Origin of the sequence: Paenibacillus sp. J5C2022 (genome assembly GCF_025567625.1) — a bacterium.
In the GTDB taxonomy this organism is placed as follows: domain Bacteria; phylum Bacillota; class Bacilli; order Paenibacillales; family Paenibacillaceae; genus Pristimantibacillus.
Genome location: NZ_JAOQJC010000008.1, coordinates 124,794 through 142,981 on the forward strand (window position 1 = coordinate 124,794; position 18,188 = coordinate 142,981).

Below are 18,188 nucleotides of genomic sequence, written 5' to 3' on the forward strand. Positions count from 1 at the left end.
CGCCATTTCGGCGTTCCAGTGTAGGATTCCTACACTATTTCGGCTCGCATACGCCATTTCGGCGTTCCAGTGTAGGATTCCTACACTATTTCGGCTCGCATACACCATTTCGGCGCTCCAGTGTAGAATTCCTACACTATTCCGGCTCGCATACGCCATTTCGGCGTTCCAGTCTAGGATTCCTACACTATTCCGGCTCGCATACGCCATTTCGGCGTTCCAGTGTAGGATTCCTACACTATTTCGGCTCGCATACGCCATTTCGGCGTTCCAGTGTAGGATTCCTACACTATTCCGGCTCGCATACGCCATTTCGGCGTTCCAGTGTAGGATTCCTACACTATTCCGGCTCGCATACGCCATTTCGGCGCTCCAGGAATTCAACTCGAATTTTAATACGCTATTGCAAAAAAACAGCAGCACAAACCATCGTTTTGGTCTGTGCTGCTGTTTATAATTGGTTTTCCGTTCTAATTGTCTGGCGAACCATCCATCAATTCCTTCATATCTGATTGGAGCATGAATAGCTTCCACAACGTAGCTATAGTCTCGGCGCGGGTTGCCTCTCCCTTAGGACGAAGTTCCCCCTTATAGCCTTGAATAATGCCCGCTTTTGCTGCTGCCGTAATCGAATGTTGTGCATAGGTCGATACACGTGACCAATCATCGAACTTTGCATTCTCTTCCTGCGCTAATGCGGATTCGTTAACGAGTCGCATGATGATTGCAATCATCTCCTCGCGTGTAATCGTGGCATCCGGATGGAAGCTTCCATCTTGATAGCCCTTCACGATTCCATGCTTCGCAAGCGCTGCAATACTATGCTTCGCCCAATGCTCACGTACGTCTGTGAACCGAACGGCATTCTTATCATTCGATTCGAACGCGAATAATCTGGTAATCATCGTCACGAATTCAGCTCTAGTGATGAAATGATTAGGCTTGAATCTGCCATCCGGGTACCCATTAATGGCCCCCAGCCTAGCAAACCATTGAATCATCTCTTTGGCCCAATGGTTATTGGTATCTGAGAATGTCTTCCCTTCGCTACCTGCTGCAAGAAGTCGGTCCTTCAGCGATTGAAGGAATGCCTTCCCATCAATAAGATCGCTGTTGAACACGGACGTCTCTTGCTCCTCCGGCTTCGGTGTAGCTGTAGACCCCGGAGTAGGTTTCGGAGTTACGGTCGGCTCCGGGGTAGGCTCCGGCGATCCAGTTGGCCCTGGAGTTGGGTTTGATGTTGGATTCGGCGTTGGTTGCGGTGACGCTGTCGGCGTCGGTGTCGGCGTCGGTGTCGCTGTTGGCGTCGGCGTCGGTGTCGGCGTCGGTGTCGGCGTCGCTGTCGGCGTCGGTGTCGGCGTCGGTGTCGCTGTTGGCGTCGGCGTCGGTGTCGGCGTCGGTGTCGGCGTCGGTGTCACTGTTGGCGTCGGCGTCGGTGTCGGCGTCGGTGTCGCTGTTGGCGTCGGTGTCGGTGTCGGCGTCGGCGTCGGTGTCGGCGTCGGAACAACGTCCTTCTTGATCTCGAAAGCAGCCGTTGCCAGATCATACGTCAATCCCGTTGCCAATACCACTCTGGCAGCAACTTTATGAACGCCCTCAGCTGAAATGGTCTCCAAGCTTTTCTCCGCTTTTCCATCATAGGCAACCTCAACCCAATTGCCGTCATTCACTTTATACAATGCTTTAACAATATCGAAGCCATCAACTGTGTATGGTGACAGCACTGCCTCCACATTGCCGCTATATCGCCCGTCGGCGCCCTTCGTCCCCTTCATGACCAATTGCAACTGCGGCCTCGAGGACTCTGTATTCGTAACCGCAAGCTGATACGTCATACTCTGCGCTGAAGAGCTGACTGGCTGAACTTCAACCTGCCATTCATTCAAGCTTCCTGCAGCAGACATGTTTAACGGCTGATCTATAGCGATGAAGCCTTTATTGGAGTCAATCACCTCGCCATTGCGATCCAATAAGGACACTGTCGCCTCACTATTGGATGCCACGGCAACGAGATGCGTTCCCGTCATATCCGTAGTATGCAAGGCATAGCCCGTATTGTTCGGATCAAAATCCAACGCAATGCCGCTCAGCTTAACCGAGCTTAATGTCGCATCCAGTTGATCTGTGCTTTCGTGAAAAAACACTCCTCGAACCGATTCACCGGCCTGGCTGAACTGAACCGTTGCTGCTTTCTTTTCTTCTGCTGAGAAGGAAAGTAGACTGGCAGCATCGCGCGCAACATATTGGGTTTCCAAAATATCGCCTTCTGCGTCGAGCAAATGAATAAGCACGTTGCCTGAAGCAACAGGCGCCATATTCATATTTTGCATCGTCAAATTCACGTTCGTATTCGATGCGCTGTTCGTCTGTTCCAGCGTCAGCAGTACATGATTTTCGTTATGCTTAACCGCCAGATTATCGATCATAATCTTTGCTTCGTTATCCGACTCATCGAATTCCTTAAGCACATGACCTTGAGCGTCCTCTACCCAGCTTCGCATATACACTGCAATCCCGTTATCCGGAATTTCCTGCAGACCATGCTTGGTCAGATACGCACCTACGTCGAACTCCACCGTTTCTACATAAGCTCCTTGATCGATTAAGCTTAAATCATCGGAATCCGATATTTCTATGACTTTGCCAATTAATGATTCATCCACGTACTTGTTACTCTCGGATAGCGCAACCTTAACGACCCTGCCCTTGCCGCTAAGCGTAGTGCCGTTTTTATTATAGATTGGAATGGACAAAGTACGCTTCCCATCTGCCTCCTGCATCACCTTAACCTTCGATATTCCCGTATCCGGCGTATCTAGCTTCAATGTGCCTGTTGTCGATTGTTGTTCCCCATCCGCAAAGGTAACCACAACTTGATAAGCGGCATCCGCAATGGGTGAAGGTACGGTATGATAAGCGATCAGGCTCTCTCCGCTATTGGGAACTAGCGACATGTTATCGTAACTTGTCAGCCCTCCGTTAATTGTAATATCCACGCTCTGTATGGCGGTCATGCCCTGGTTGACGACATTGAACTGGACTGGCAAGTCGAAGCCCGCTACCACCTCGCCTGGGTTGAATACAACATAATCGGCATTGAATCGATTCTGGAAAGTTTCTGTTGCCGTGTACATTGCGCTTACTGTCTTGGACACTGTAACAGGAATTTCTTCCCCGCCTGCTTCGCCTTCTTCCTTCGGCGTAATCGTGCCTACAACATGTGTATCGGTCGTATATGTCGTACCCAGCATGACTGCTCTAATTTCTGTGCCTGTGCTATTGCCAGTATAAGCAGCTATCGTATCGATCGTTGTATAGTCGGGCATTGCGCCAAGCTCCATTGCGCCTGACAAATACAATTCCCCGCTATCCATGCCGAACTTCACAGCTTTCAATACATCGCGGCTAATCATCTCCGCGGCAGTCGTATCGACCTGAGCTTCCTTCCATATGAGCGACAGTCGATCAATATGCTTGTAAGCCTGCGGCATGGATACAAATGTAAAGTTCGGATTGATCTTGACGTCGTTGTATGACTTCACAGCGCTCAGACTATCTATGAATTCCGTGTACACTTCGCCGTCCCGGTTGACAGCCATCATTCGAATATCTTCTGTCACATCTTCCCCGACACCACTTGTTGTATGCCAAGCGATAACGAAGCGCTCCACCCCATCACCGAAAAATGCGCTTGTAAGCTGCGGATTCTCATTGGCGTTGCGGTCATTGGTGATCTGAAGATTTTTCATGATGCCTTCCGTCTTCCAAGAAACGGCTTGTGCATTGTCATCCATCTCAGTGTCGATAACTGCATATACGATCTCATTATCCGTCCCGGCTACATATTCGTCTGCAGGAACTTGATGAACGTTCCCTTTGTTAACCGTATAGACCACCGCAGTTTCTCCGCTTGTTAACGTATTTGCCGACATCCCCATTACAGTACCATTCGTACCGTTGTATAATGTCTCAGCGTCGCTCCACAATCCACTGGCCGTATCATATACCGTATAGGCAATGCTGTCCGATTCAGAGAAATCGAGCGGATTATCCATGTTCGATGAATATACGCTGCGGTAGGCAACGACTACCTTGCCATTGCCAACGGAGACAATTGGCGCAACGTCCGGTGTTTGATTGTTCGTTAGCCTGTGTGTCGTCCACTTCGTTCCGTCATAGATAGAAGCCATAATTTCTGCGCTGTTATTCATGAGCAAGATGTCGGAATTCGTTAACTCTTCTCCTGCGTCTTTCGTAATTTTATCCTTCTGCCTCACCCAGACAGCGGCAATCAGCTTGTCCTCACCTGCTACTTGAAGCCCGGTATCGCCATAGCCTTTGAGCGAAGCATCTGTAACGATCTCGCCGCGCGGATCATAACCTCCCTGATTATTGCGAACCGCCCAGGCGGCAACCGTGTCTTCCACATTGGCACTGTTATTGTCGGAGAGGTGGACGAGTATCGTACCATCTGCGGATAGTTGCGGATCGGAATACGGATACGCATTGGTCTGCAACAGTTCCGGTCCGGTCGGTCCGGTCGATCCGCCCGCAAGCAGCCTTTGCTTCGAGCTTGCCGACACTTGCCACTTCCGTTCATATTCAGTCAGGTAGCTTCGATCCTCTAATGTCTGAGAGCTAATCATCTGCATCGGGTCTTCACCGATTGAGCGCATATAAGCCAATATGGCTACTTCTACATTGGCAGCAGACAGCGGTACAGTTGCGTTCTCTTTCCAATAGTCTTGAATACTGTTCCAGTTCTTCGACAACCACGAATGACTGTAACGAAGCGATGCAAAATCGTGCTTAATCGAAATAAACAAAAATTTAAGAACAACGCGAACACCAACGACACTTTCCAGTGTCAGCTTATTGCCGTACGTTACTCTGTCGTTACTATTCTTCAAGTAATCACGATTCAACCATGTGCTCGTATTCTCCAAAGTAATTCTGCCGAACACACCAATCTTGGCGGCAATGATGGAATAGTCAAAACCAATTCCGCCGAACGCTTCGATATAGGCAATGATGCGCATGGAAGTCAGATAATCGTTGACACTGTCCAAGTCAGGATTGTCCCAAGGCAGGCCCGGCAGCTCATCGAATAGTACAGAAGCTTTGAATCCGACCTCGAGTCCTCCGCCGATAGTTAGAGAGAAGGTAACGGGCACGATGCCTGCTTGAACGTTCCACACCTGGGAATATTCGAAGCCGCCTCCCGCATTGAAGGCGCCGCCGTGGGCGATTGCTTCCCACGAATCGGTATTCACGTTGTACTTAATTTCTCCGATATAATAGCCGCCTACGCTGAATGGAATATCAGTCCCGGAATTGCCTTTTTTATTGATCATCGAAAATTGCCGTTTCTGCTCTTCCACAAAGCTGCCCATTGCAATCTGGTACAAATCGCCGGCACCAGGTGCGAAGTTGTTCTTGGATTGGAAGAACTGAACGTCACTGCTGCCTTGCGTGGATGCCATCTTGTTAAGCGATGCCGACATAATCATCTTGTACACCATCGGATCATCTGTCGGGTACACTCGCATGGAAATCGGGCCGGCATCCATCTTAATATTCCCAAGCAGTCCGAGCGTCTCTAATACCATCTTATCGTTGTTGCTCGGTCCCGCCGTGCTTGCTTTCGTGTTGTCGATCTCGTCCTTCAGCTTGCGCAGACTGGTGCGCAATTGTGTAGTACTCACTTCGGTTACTCCGATCATGTTGACTGGCGTTGGCGAAGGAGCGAAGCTTTTCCGGAAGCTGCCCGATTGGTCGTATAATTTGAAATACATCGCGCCCGACCTTGCTTTCTCAAGCCACATCGTATCCTCGTTCATGACCTGAACATGCCGGGTCACCCACATATCCGAGAATGGATACTTGATCGTCTCGTAGGACTGACCTTGCGGTACAAAATCTTTGGCATCCTGCAAAACTGCGTATGCTCCGCTATCGACCGTCTCGCCCCACCACAGCAGCTCAGTAGTCATATTGATGGTGGAGTAAGCATTATTGGGTCCGAATTTCCCTCTATAATCCCGAATGTCTGTCTTGAACCTGTCTCCCCCGTCTGTCACATATTGATTGACAATAACAGGAGTAGGCTGCTGATTCGCCACAGTAAGCAAGCGAGCAATCTTGTCTCCAATCGTAATGCGATCAATCGGACTTGCATCCCCGTCGAATGACAATAAGCTAGGTTGATATAAGTTATTGTCGAATTGGGTTTCAATTATAAATTCAAGCTTGTCCTTGGCAGACAAATCCGCTGCGTTCTTCTCGCCAGCTTCTATAGAATAATAATCTGTCGTATCAAAAATAATCTCAAGCTTGCCATCATCATCAAGGTCTTTCGTAACACCTGCGCCGCCGATCTCTGTCGCTTCGGCAAAATAGCCATTCTTATATACGCCGCCACGGTAAGTCACTTTGCCTGTGTAAGGTTGGCCATCCGGTGTTTTGAAGAATACTTCTACCTTCGACAACTGACGAAGCTGCAATATATTGATTGGATAAAGTTCAAGCTGAGCCGGATTGCCTTCCTGTGTCAGCAGACGATCCTGACTGTACACACCTGTATAGGTCGTGCCGTCAAATACGGATGTCACATACACGTCACTTGCAATACCATTCTCCTCGTACAACGCAAGTTCACCGTTCGCATCCGTTTTTACCGTTTTCTCTACATGATCGCCATTCGTATACGTAACAGTCGTTTCTGTCTTGGGATACACCTGGAACAGATATAATTTGTCCTTCAATGTCTCTACAGTCAGATCCAGCTCCGTACTCATCCCTGTACGGGCGTGCGTCGCTGTAATCGTCGTCTTGCCGTCATTCAGACCAGCCAACAAAAACTTTTGCTTCGGCTGGTAGGATGTGTTATTGAACTTCTCAATATCCTCTACATAGCCGTTGCTGCGATGATAGATCGCCCCGACCCCATTGTCGCTGGATTTCCATGCAATCTGGTCTGTGATCTCGCCCATATCCTCGTAATCCTTATGATTGATGCCAAGCTCATTGTTAAGCGTAATATTCCGCTTCAAGGCCAGAATCTGATCGCTAGTCATCCCCTTGATGCTGTCGATATTACTCATTGTAAACGAAGAAACAGGTTGTCCATCGACTTGCATAGTCAAGGCATCGCTCTTGTACACTTGCAAAAATAACGAATCGTAGGACCACGTTGAATCCATACTATTCTTCACGGCTAACGTAATGGCGTACACATCCTTCATTTGCTTGCCACTCGCTACAGGATCAATTCTCAAGCTATAGCTTCCTCCGGTTGCCGAAGCTTGCGAGTCGCTAAACCCGCCTGTCGTCTTGTCAAATACGATACGCGTTTCCGGGATAAGCACTCCATTCTTCGTTACCTGGAATTCGAATTCTCCCTTATTAATGGGATCGAAATGGTCAAGCTCCCAGGAAATCGGCAGCGTACCCACTTGATCAAGCACAAACTGTCCCACCGACTTATCCAATGTTACGATTGCAGCTTCCGATTTTACGACGATGTAAGATATAGCAGCAAGCGTGGATAGAGGATTCTCTGGATTTGCCGTACTGATCCGAACGGTGTAGCTCGGTACTTGGTTACTCGAAATATCCTTCATAAACGATCCAGGAACAATAAAGCTTGTCGCGTTGATTAACTCCGAGTTGGCAGGAGCTTCCCAAGTTTGGATGGGCTGCTGGCCCGCGAGCTGACTCTCGTCGAAGTTACCATTGTAGAGCTCAAGCTTGAAGTTGGCATCCTGAGCAGTACCGCCTGCACCTGCAAGCTCCTTGTAACGATCCATTACATTCGTGGACCAAATGACATTGGCATCCTTGTTCTTATGAACAAATACACGATTGGCAAAGTCCGGTACAACGACTGCCGCGGATCCGTCAGCGCTGATCGTAACAGGCTGTGAATCCAATGCAGCTTCTGGAGCTTCGCCGTTGTTTTTGGCTATGATCGTAAAGACGACTGTGCCGACCTTCTTGGGAATGATCGTGCCATCCGCTGTAATTCCGGCTACGGCAGAATCACTGCTGCGCCATTCGAATTGATCAGGTGTAGCATACGTCGCATCTTGCGGGAACGTAAAGCCAAGCTTCGTTGCTGTAGCATCGATTAGATTTACGATGTTTGGGGTGCCCGACGGCCATGATGCCGGATACGTAATCGACAAATCACCTGTCGTTACATATTTCGGTTCAGTGATTTGAAAGTTAACCGTCTGGTTGCCAAGCATTCCGAAGTCCTCTGGCTTGCCTGCTTCTACCTCTCCCGGTTTCGTATTGCGGTTATAGTAGATTTTGGCCCGAAGCTGCTTGCCGTCTATCGTTGCATCACTATCTTGAAGCGCGTCGTACACGCTTTGTGTCAGCTTAATCTCGCCTTCCAATATAGGCGGAGACAGCGGAAGCCCATCTTCCCCAAGCTTCCATTGCAAGTCCAGCAACCCTTGAGACCGATCCCCAATCGAGATGGCTACTCGCTTGGCGATATCTTCGGGAGTCGTTACCCCATCGATCAGCCAGTCTGCCTCTCCGCCCGCAGTGCTCAGCTGAAGCGTTGCCTTCAGCGTCTGTCCCCCTGTATAGTTGGCTTTGTCCAGCGTTAGCGATTGAAAGGCATCGCCACGCGCATAGTCGAGAACAATATTCGGAGTGTTCGTAAAACTTTGACCCCATGGTATGTTCGCAATGGTGCGATGTTCTGATGCGACAGGTCCCAATTGAACCCGCGCGGTTTCATCCAGAGCTGCAGCCACTTGCAAATCTGCCAGTGTCATTCCTTTCGATACAACGGCCATATATCCGCTAATTAGTGACAGACCCGTTTCCCATATATAGGTAGGTTTACCCTCGGCATATGGCATCACATCTGGATAAGCAATTCCTCCCCCTGCAAGCTGCAATCGAGGCATATGCATGGGATCGCCCTGCTCATCATGTGCGATCGAATTACTATAGTTCACCCTAATAGGTACGATCTGACCTGTCGTATACGTCCCTTCCTTGGCGTGGACTTCATTCATGACGGGATCTGCCATTGATGCAGCCCGGTCCCCGCGGTAGTAGCAGTCTGTGAAGCCAACACCATTCAAAGAATCTGATTGAAAGCGTCCGCCTCCGCGACCCAATGTGAAGGAAACATATCCGCCGCCCTCATAGGAATGGGTAAAAGACGCATACTCCCGACTGACTTCGAGCTGCTCAAAATCTATGCGATCCAAGTTATTGAAATCATAGACATGCAGTAAATCTGCTCTGGCTTCGTCATTCCAGACGTTGTCGCGATAACCTTCAATAGTCCCGGAGAAGTCAGCCCTTCCGCCTACGCAATAACTATTTATAATATTTCTTTGTACATATAAACCTCCAATCGCGATCGTCTTGGTCGTTTCACCAGGTTGGAATTCGACCTTTCCTTTCACGATCTGATTGTTCCGTGGCTGGATATTAAGCGTACTTGGCATCAATTCGTAGGAAAAGGACACGATCTTCGTTTGCGCTTTGTTCAATTGAAATGTGAAACGAATATTTTCTGTGAATGCCACATCGGTGGGTTCCTCTATCTTCGTAACCGAGACAACGGTCTCATCCCCATAATCCGAGCCTGTTGCCATTAGTCCGCCCACACTTGCGACCGGATTGCCAAGCTCATCGACAAACCGCAATCCACCTTCGCCATCAACCTGCGACAACAGCGAATCCAGACTGTCAAGGTGTTCATTGGTCAAGTTAGGTCCAGTATCCGTTCCATCGCCCGTTAACGCCGATAATTGCTCCTCGATTGCAATCATCTGCTTGATCGCGGCAAGCGTAATCGGCTCGCCATCAACTTCAGCGATTTGCGTTAAGTCGGTACTGCTGTCGGCTAGCAGCCCTTTCATTTCTTCTAACGTATAGCTCTTGCCATTCAAAGAAATAGAATAGCTTAATAGCTGGCCGTTGGAATCTATCAAACCAAGCTTTTCAATCGTATCCAGCATAGCGGGCGCTTGCTCGGCGCCATACTCCTCCTCCAAGAGGCGTAACAACTCCGTATTGTTCGAAGCTGTACGCCCCTCCTCCCCATCAGGTGTCATTGCGAATGCTGATGTCGTAATACTTGTCGTAACAAGTACGAGTACCAGCATGCTGATCACTATTTTTTTAAATTGAAATGCTAGTCTCATGCCTGCGTTTCTCTCCTTTTAATATTTGTTTGTTATAGTCCACCGCTATATGCTTCATCTGCCGTCGTCATTGAGAGCTCTGCGAAGGCCACGATATCTCCCTCTTGATCAACCGCTATCACTCGCACCATATAATCTGTGCCTGGCTTCAATTCTGTAAGCCGCATAGTCGTGCTATTGGTGGAATCGAGCAGCTTATCATCCACGTAAACGTGATAGTTCAAACTTTCTTCTCCATCATGCCAAACCTGCTCCCAATACAACTCGGCAAAATCCACTGATACTTCAGCTCTCAAATCTGCAATGACGGAATAAAGTCCGAATTGGAAGGAGGTCTCCGCCGTTCCGCCCTTACTGTCATCCGCAGAAATTGTAATCCTTGCAGAGCCCATACCGTTCGGTCTGACGATTATGGAAGAGCCTACTACTTCAACATTTGCAATAGCAGTATTGCTCGAACTAGCCGTGAATGTCAGCATGTCGTTATCTGCATCGTGGAAAACCTCATTCGCATTTAATTCAAAAGGCACTTCCGAATGCACCATTTTGTCGGCTATCGGATTGATGACCGCAGGCGCATGATTAGTGGGCGTTGGCTCTGGTGTCGGCTCTGGTGTCGGCTCTGGTGTCGGCGTCGGTTCCGGAGTCGGCGTTGGATTTGGTGTTGGCTCTGGTGTCGGCGTCGGTTCCGGCGTCGGCGTTGGCTCTGGTGTTGGCTCTGGTGCCGGGATATACGGCGTCGGTGTCGGAACCGTTGGGCGCTGTGCTGCAATTTGTTGCAGTTTTTGCAACTCCATCGCTCTCCTTCGCTGTTCGAATTCTCGTTTTTCCTCCTCCGAAAGCTTTTGCTTCAATAACGCCTCCGCCTGCCTTGCAGCTTCTTCTTGTCGCTTCTTGTTCTCAAGCTCTAACCGTTCTCTTTCTTCTTTTATTCTTTTCAGCAAGGAAGAATGACTTTTCGCCGCTTCGTTCCGTTCCTGTTCTCGCAGCCTGTTTTGTTCCTCTATCTTCTTCATTAGCGCTTCATTAAGCCGCTGTTGTCTTTCCAGCTCCTGCTTTTGTTGCTCTGTTAATTGAAGCGGCTGAACCTTTTCCAAATCGATTTTTGGGTCAGCCCCCTTATGGGCATCGATCATTTTCTGTAATTGGTCCCTGTCGATTTTCCCTTGATCGAGCGCTTGCTTCACGATATTAGCGATCAGATTATCCAGATTATTCTTGAATTGATCCAAGTTTCCTTGAGTCGGGTCGAATGGATTGTCACCAGTCCCGTTTGTCAAACTCTCCAATAATGATTTATTCTCTTTATCAATCTGTTGCTTCTGCTTTAACAACGCCTCAATGATTTCCGGCGAAGCTGAATGAACAAGGATGCCTGGGTCAATCAAAATGGGTCTACTAGCCCTTTCAGCACTTGATCCTGGCATAAATGTTAGTTGCTGCGACGGGTACACGAAGCCAGACTGTTGACTCGGTCCGTTTCCGTTGGTCTGTACTAGACCGCTTCCTACAAAAACCGTGGATGTTCCTGTTACGGGATTGATCCCCACGACAAAATGTGTCCCCCGAACATGAGCTTCAGCTTTCTGCGTCGCTATTTTGAATGTATCCTCACTGCTAACTAATGAAGACACACTTGCGCCAACTGACCCGCTCCACAGAACAAAGCTTGTATGCTTTGCTTTTGACACACTGCTTAAATTAGCTACGTATAGCTCTGTATTTTCGCCAATTGTGATTTCATCTTTGCGATCAATCGTTTTTAATATCGCACTTGAGTTAAATTCGGTAAGGATACGATCACCCTGATGGAGAGTGGTGCCGTTAAACGCTCTGTAAGCCAGCGCCCCTCCGGCTTGACTAATCCATACCGTTCCTTTAAGTTGCTCAAGCCTCGCTAGTCTGGAATTGTGATCAGCTGCAGGCTGCTTATCTATTTCTTCATTTATTTCTCGCAAAATAACTGTTCTTGTATGCTTCTCCCATCTGACGTCTGTCCCGAACGCCTCACTAAAAAATCTGACCGGGACATAGGTTCTACCGTCTTTTGTATAAGGTGATATGTCCATCTCTTGATGTACTTTTAAATTGGTTGCTGCATTTCCAGTAATGATCGTACGACTTCCAACTTGAAGGACGATTGTCCTATCTCCCTTGGTTAGTTTAATCGTACGTTCATTATCGTCAAAACTAACCTTATAGCCCATCGTTTCGCTTAACGCTCTAACTGGAACCATTGTACGTCCCTTCGCAATCTCAGGCTGTGCATCAAAGCTAATAAGGGCATCTTCCAGCACAACCTTCACTTGATCGTTAGACGGCAGCTTGTCAGGAAGCTCATAAAATTCGAGTTCGCGTATCTTGTTGTTATAGCTGTCCGCAATAAGCAAGTTGCCGCCTGGCAGAACAGCAACATCTGTTGGGTTGTGAAGCAGGTTATGGCCGTTGATGCCATCTACATCACCATATAGCGAAGGCACCCCGGCAATTGTACTGACATGACCGTTAATAAGGTAGCGAATCGTGTGATTCAAGCTGTCCGCAATAATCAGCCCTTGTTCCTTCGTGAGGGCAATGCCTCTCGGAGATTGAAACCGAGCTTCTTCGCTGGCTCCATCCGCGTATCCACCTTCTGCATACAATGCACTCTTCTCATATAGGGGCACCTCCCCTTGAGACAAGCCCGCTACCGTAGTCACTGTACCTTCGGCCAAATCTATATATCGAATCAGATGATTGCCTGTATCACTTACGAATAAATTGCCTTTATTGTCGATGGCAATGCTGGCAGGCTCATTAAACTTGGACGCTGACAATTCGCCGTCTGCATAGTCGCCCGCTGGGACCGCATTGCCGGCAATAACTTCAACTACACGCTCCGAAGGAGCATTCAATGTAGTGACCCCTCCATCCGGTGCAATTCGCCGGATCAAATGGTTCAACGTGTCCGCGACATACAAGGTCCCATCCGCAGCAACAGCCACATCCTGTGGATGGTAGAACCTCGCTCCTTCGCCGATTCCGTCTTCGAGACCAAGGATGCCGTCCCCCGCAATGGTGGATACCACTCCATCTTTGGATATTTTTCGAATGAGATGGTTTTCTGTATCTGCGATATATACATTTCCTACCGCATCCGAATCCATGCCCGAGGGAGCGTTGAACACAGCGTTTTGCTTTGCTCCGTTGTTCCAGCCTCCGCTAGGAGCGCCACTAGCTTCCGCTTCCAACATGAAGCCAGCATAGGTCGAGACCTTTCCATCCAACACTTTTCGTATGAGGTGGTTTTTGCTGTCCGCCACGAGTACAGAACCATCCTTCATAACAGCCATGCCTTGAGGCATGCGGAAGGAAGCCTCCGATGCAGCGCCATCCCAATCCTCGAAATCACCATTTCCGGCGAATACAGCTACACTTGTCATTAACTCCTCGGCAACTTCTATATCCCCGACAGCTTCCAGATTACCCGTAGCCCTCTCGGCTCCCGCAGCTCCTGCAAGCGTACTTCCAATTAGCGTTATCATCATTACCGCTACTAGCAACTTCCTGTACATGACTTTCATACTGCATGCTAATATCGGCTTCCATATGCGCATGTTCAATGCTTTGTTCACTCCTGTTCCAGTATTGAATGCAAAACCGTATTTCGACATCATTCTGCATTATACAAGGAGCGCTCCAAGTTAGTAGTCCTACTAAAGTAGTACGCTGCAAAAAAACTGCGACGGCACAATCAACTATAAAAAAACCGCCCGGGTCCGGCCCCGAACGGTCTCGCTGATTCAATTTAAACCTCGTTTACACTAGATAAAACGAACCTGTATCGCGGTTCAGCAAATAATAATCAATTTTCATATCGATGAAAGCATTGGTCAAGGCTTCGCTTACCGATACATAAGCGTCTGCCCCGGATGCGTGGAAATCAAGCCGGGCCGTCAAAGCGCCGCTTTCCGCAAGATCAACATCCGGAATCGACAACGACCAGGAACCGCTGTTCGTCTTGAAGTAGGTATACACCGATTCCCTCGTTACCGAATCCCCGGGTACGTTCTGATTGTTTATAATCGTGTAGGAAAGCTTCACCCGGAGCCACCCCAACTTGACCGGACTGAAGCTCTTGAACGCGGCGATGACCTCATTAGGGGCAAAATTCTTGACATTGGAATATTTCAAGGAATCGATATACGCATAGTCTCCGGGACACTCCGGAAATTCAATCCCTTTCTTCAGCGCATCGGTCGAGTAGCAGGCAACTTCCTGTCCCAAAGCCGAGTCATTCGGGCGGGCATTCGGGTGTTTGCCGTCCAGGCCGGACAAGAAGGCGAACACCGTTGATTTGTACATAATCGGATACAGGATTCCTTGGTCCGATACGACCTCGACCGCCCCGTCCGACATCCGAACCTTCACCGTCTTATCCTGAAACATTCCTGACGCACCGCCATACGCCCGCCCGATCAAATAATTGCCAGCTCTCACATGAGTGGGCATATTGATGTAATCGTCTAGGGCGACAGGCGTGCCGGTTGAAATATCGACGGCCACCGTCCTTGAGGCACCGTATCCGCCAATCGTCATTACCCCATTGTAAGCGGTTGCATATCGAGGGAGCGCGACGTTCGGAATCGTATGACTCCCTCTATTTATGACATCTCCGTTCTGATCAATATCGAGACGGACGACATGATCGGTTGCCGAAGCCCGGATTAAGTAGTGAAATGAACCGCTGGTCACGATCGACGCATTCCCGCTGCCCCCGATTGTAAAACGTGTCTCTCTTGAAGGCACTCCGTTGATCAGATCGAATCGATCGATCGTGCCGCTCTCCCAATTCGGCGCATACAGTCTGCCGTTAATGATCGTGCACGTCTGCATCCAGCCGCCGAACTTGCGAACATAATCGAGCTTGAACTGGAGGCCGCCATCCAATATCCGATACACCTTGAGCGCAGCATTCGTAAAGACGAACAGATTGTCATTGTAAATCGCCATTGCTCTGGCATTGGCGCCGACGCCGAGATCGGTTCGGGATGCGACGCTCAGAACGCCGTCGCCGGACGGTCGTATAACAACAATGTAGGACTGATCTTCCAAGGAATAGCTTCCTTTGAACAAGCAATACAGCGCTCCTTTGTACGGAATGATCGTCTCCGCTTCATTGGCAATCTGTCCGGACGGGGGAATCGGCTTCACTCTTGCATATTCGTACAAACCCGTTTCGTCGCCCGTCGATTGGTAGGCGAAAATCCGCTTGAAGCGGTTCCCCGACGTAGAGACGATCACTTCAACGCCGTCATCCGGCGATGTCGTATCAGACTCATCGTAGTAGAAGTGGCCTTCCAATCCACGATCCTGAACATAATAGACGTAGCTTTCATCAGAGTCGATCTCGGCTCTTAAATCGTCCACGCTTCTCACCTTCACCACGTTCCCCTTGTCCTTGTCTTTGTCCTTGTCCGACGAAGCGCACGCCTGCAACGTCCCTCCGGTCAAGCCGGCCGCCGCGAAGGAAGCACCGACAACGCCCAGTGATGCGAGCATCTTCCTTCTGCTGATCATACCCTTATTAGGCTCTGTCGTGTGCGGTGGTTCCGAGCTCGAGGTTCGTTTTTCCGTCATAATTTATTCCTCCTATTCATGTTCTGGAATGATGGCGACCCGAAAGCCGCCTATAACAAACAGGAGCCGCTACGGCAAGCTCCTGTCGGTCACCTTGTTCAGATGCCTCACCGCTTCAAGCGGTATCCGATGCAACCCGCTCGCGTTGGACGAATTGCAATCGTGCCGCAAAATGCGTTCGCGCACCGACGGGTCAACGGCGTTCAACAGCTCGCCATTCTCGATCAAGTTGTCGTGAATGACCATGCCCCTCGGCGCTTGCTGCAAATGAATTGCCGTCTTGTTCGAGCCGCCTCGTCCAACCGGGTGAAATTCGTTGCGAACGATATGGAAATCGTCCACCTCCGATGCGAAGCAGATGTCGCCGTCGCCCGCCAAGCGGCAATTGTCACGGAATACATTGGCTTCTACCCAGGTTCGCTGCCCGGATAGCCCATCCTGATCCTCACGTATATAAATGCCGTGACGGCTATTCGAAGCGATATGATTTCGGCGAATGACCACGTCCGTATCCCGATGGCCGATCGACAATCCGTCCTGGCCGTTGCCCTCGATGACGCAATCTTCGCATAGCGAATACGAAACGCGCAGGCAGTAATAATAGATTCCGTCCTTTCCATTATCGAGGCAGCTGGTGCCGCGAAATGCGAAGCCGACTGAGCCGCTGCCAGGATGAAGTCCACTGCCTGTATTGCCTGTACAGCAGCAACGTTCGATCAGCGTATCTACACATTGCTGAAAGCTGATGCCATCACCGTTGTAATGCTGCACCCGGACATCCTTGATCTGCAGCCGATCCGTCCGCAGCAAAAAAATCCCGCCGCCCCGGCAGCCGTGCAAATAGGCGTTGGACGCGGCATTGCCATCGACGACCAGGCTTTCCACGATGACATTCTCCACGGCGCGGCCGCTTATGATCGGGTATACCGACGTAACCGTGCCGTTCGCCAGTCCGCCAATATCATGATTGAGCGCTTGCGAAAGGCCCAATTCATTCCCATCCATCCACGTTACGGTTGCGACCGTGTCATAAAAGCCGACGGCCCGGTCATCGGTAATATGAACGCCGCAGCCTATCGGGAACTTATCCGGCTCCGCTACGGAAACCGAATACAATCCGTAGCCATTGGAATAGAGCACCTTCGAACGAACGGAAGGGGGCTTCCACAGAACCGTTTCACTCCCGCTTCCTCGCACGGTCACATTAGAGCGCAAGTGGAGGGAGTCGTACATCGCATAAGTACCCGGCAATATGCGGACGACCCCTCCACCCGCTGCGGCAACCTGATCGACGGCCCCCTGAATGACCTCGTTCGTCGTTCCGATCCAGTCGGCCTCCTTCGGACCCACATTCACTTCGAACAGACTCACGGCGACACCACCTTTACTTGTTTTCTTTGTTACTCCACCAGACCCGTTCTCTCCACACTTTCCGTGAAATATCGCTGGGCGAACATATAGAGAAGCAGCGGCGGCAAGATGGTCAGGAAGCTGGCGGCCATTCGGATCGGCTCCGCCATATACAAAGGCAGATCGTACTTGATAATAAATTCGCCTACACTTCCTCCAAGCCGGGACATTTCCACAGCCAGCGGCACATTCTCAGCGGCGGTCAAGTACATGCGCGGCAAGTACGTATCGTTCCACGTCCAAACGAAGGAAAACAGGAAGACGACCAGCATCGCAGGCTTCGAAAGCGGAATCATCACTTTTCGATAAAACCGGAATACGCTCGCTCCATCGATCTTCGCGGCTTCCTCCAGTTCTTTCGGCTGCGTCATGAAAAATTGCCGATAAATAATGACGAACATTGCCCCCTTCATCCCGAAGCCGAACAAAGCGGGAATAACCAGCGTAATCAGCGAATTGCTCAAATTCAATTCGCTATACGCGACAATGGTAGGCAATACGATGACCTGCGGCGGAATAACGAAAGCGATAATAAGCAAAAACGTAACGAGCCGCTTCATCGGCACTTCGAGACGGGCCAGCGCATAGCCGGCCAGGCCGCATGAGAAGCAGTGAAAGACGGCCACTGTCGTCGACACGACCAGACTGATCAGAACCGTCTTGTTGTACTTCAACAAATGCCAGGCCGTCTCGATATGTCCCAGATAGATGGAGGACGGAATCCAAGTTACGGTCGGATCGAGCAAATCCTTCACGTCCATCACCATCTTGACGACCATCCGCATTATCGGATTCATGTAAATATAAGAGGTGACAATGAAGATCGCATACAGGAACAATTTAAAGACAAGACCGTTATTGATCTCGCTGCCGATCAGCAAATTGCGGGTTTTCCTCAATCCGCGCTTCCATCGGCGGCCATTCCAGAGACTGCTTCCGCGGGACTTCAACTTTACCGGAACTCCGATTTTCATCGTA

At 49.8% G+C, this 18,188-nt stretch carries 5 protein-coding genes; all 5 read right to left on the reverse strand.

What is annotated here, in order from left to right:
• Positions 1-470: 470 nt before the first annotated feature.
• The gene (locus M6D81_RS08840; RefSeq protein ID WP_262676504.1) at positions 471-10,181 is read right to left on the reverse strand and encodes an S-layer homology domain-containing protein; all 9,711 of its coding nucleotides are present in this window, start codon (positions 10,179-10,181) and stop codon (positions 471-473) included.
• 32 nt (positions 10,182-10,213) lie between these two features.
• Complete coding sequence (locus M6D81_RS08845) at positions 10,214-13,777, reverse strand: stalk domain-containing protein (RefSeq protein ID WP_262676547.1); 3,564 nt, start codon at positions 13,775-13,777, stop codon at positions 10,214-10,216.
• Between the two features lie 202 nt (positions 13,778-13,979).
• On the reverse strand, positions 13,980-15,800 hold the full coding sequence (locus M6D81_RS08850; protein ID WP_262676505.1) for a hypothetical protein: 1,821 nt from the start codon (positions 15,798-15,800) through the stop codon (positions 13,980-13,982).
• Between the two features lie 69 nt (positions 15,801-15,869).
• Positions 15,870-17,171 (reverse strand): right-handed parallel beta-helix repeat-containing protein, encoded by a 1,302-nt coding sequence (locus tag M6D81_RS08855; RefSeq protein WP_262676506.1) that lies wholly within the window; start codon positions 17,169-17,171, stop codon positions 15,870-15,872.
• Positions 17,172-17,200: 29 nt separating this feature from the next.
• Complete coding sequence (locus M6D81_RS08860) at positions 17,201-18,184, reverse strand: carbohydrate ABC transporter permease (protein ID WP_262676507.1); 984 nt, start codon at positions 18,182-18,184, stop codon at positions 17,201-17,203.
• Positions 18,185-18,188: the final 4 nt, after the last annotated feature.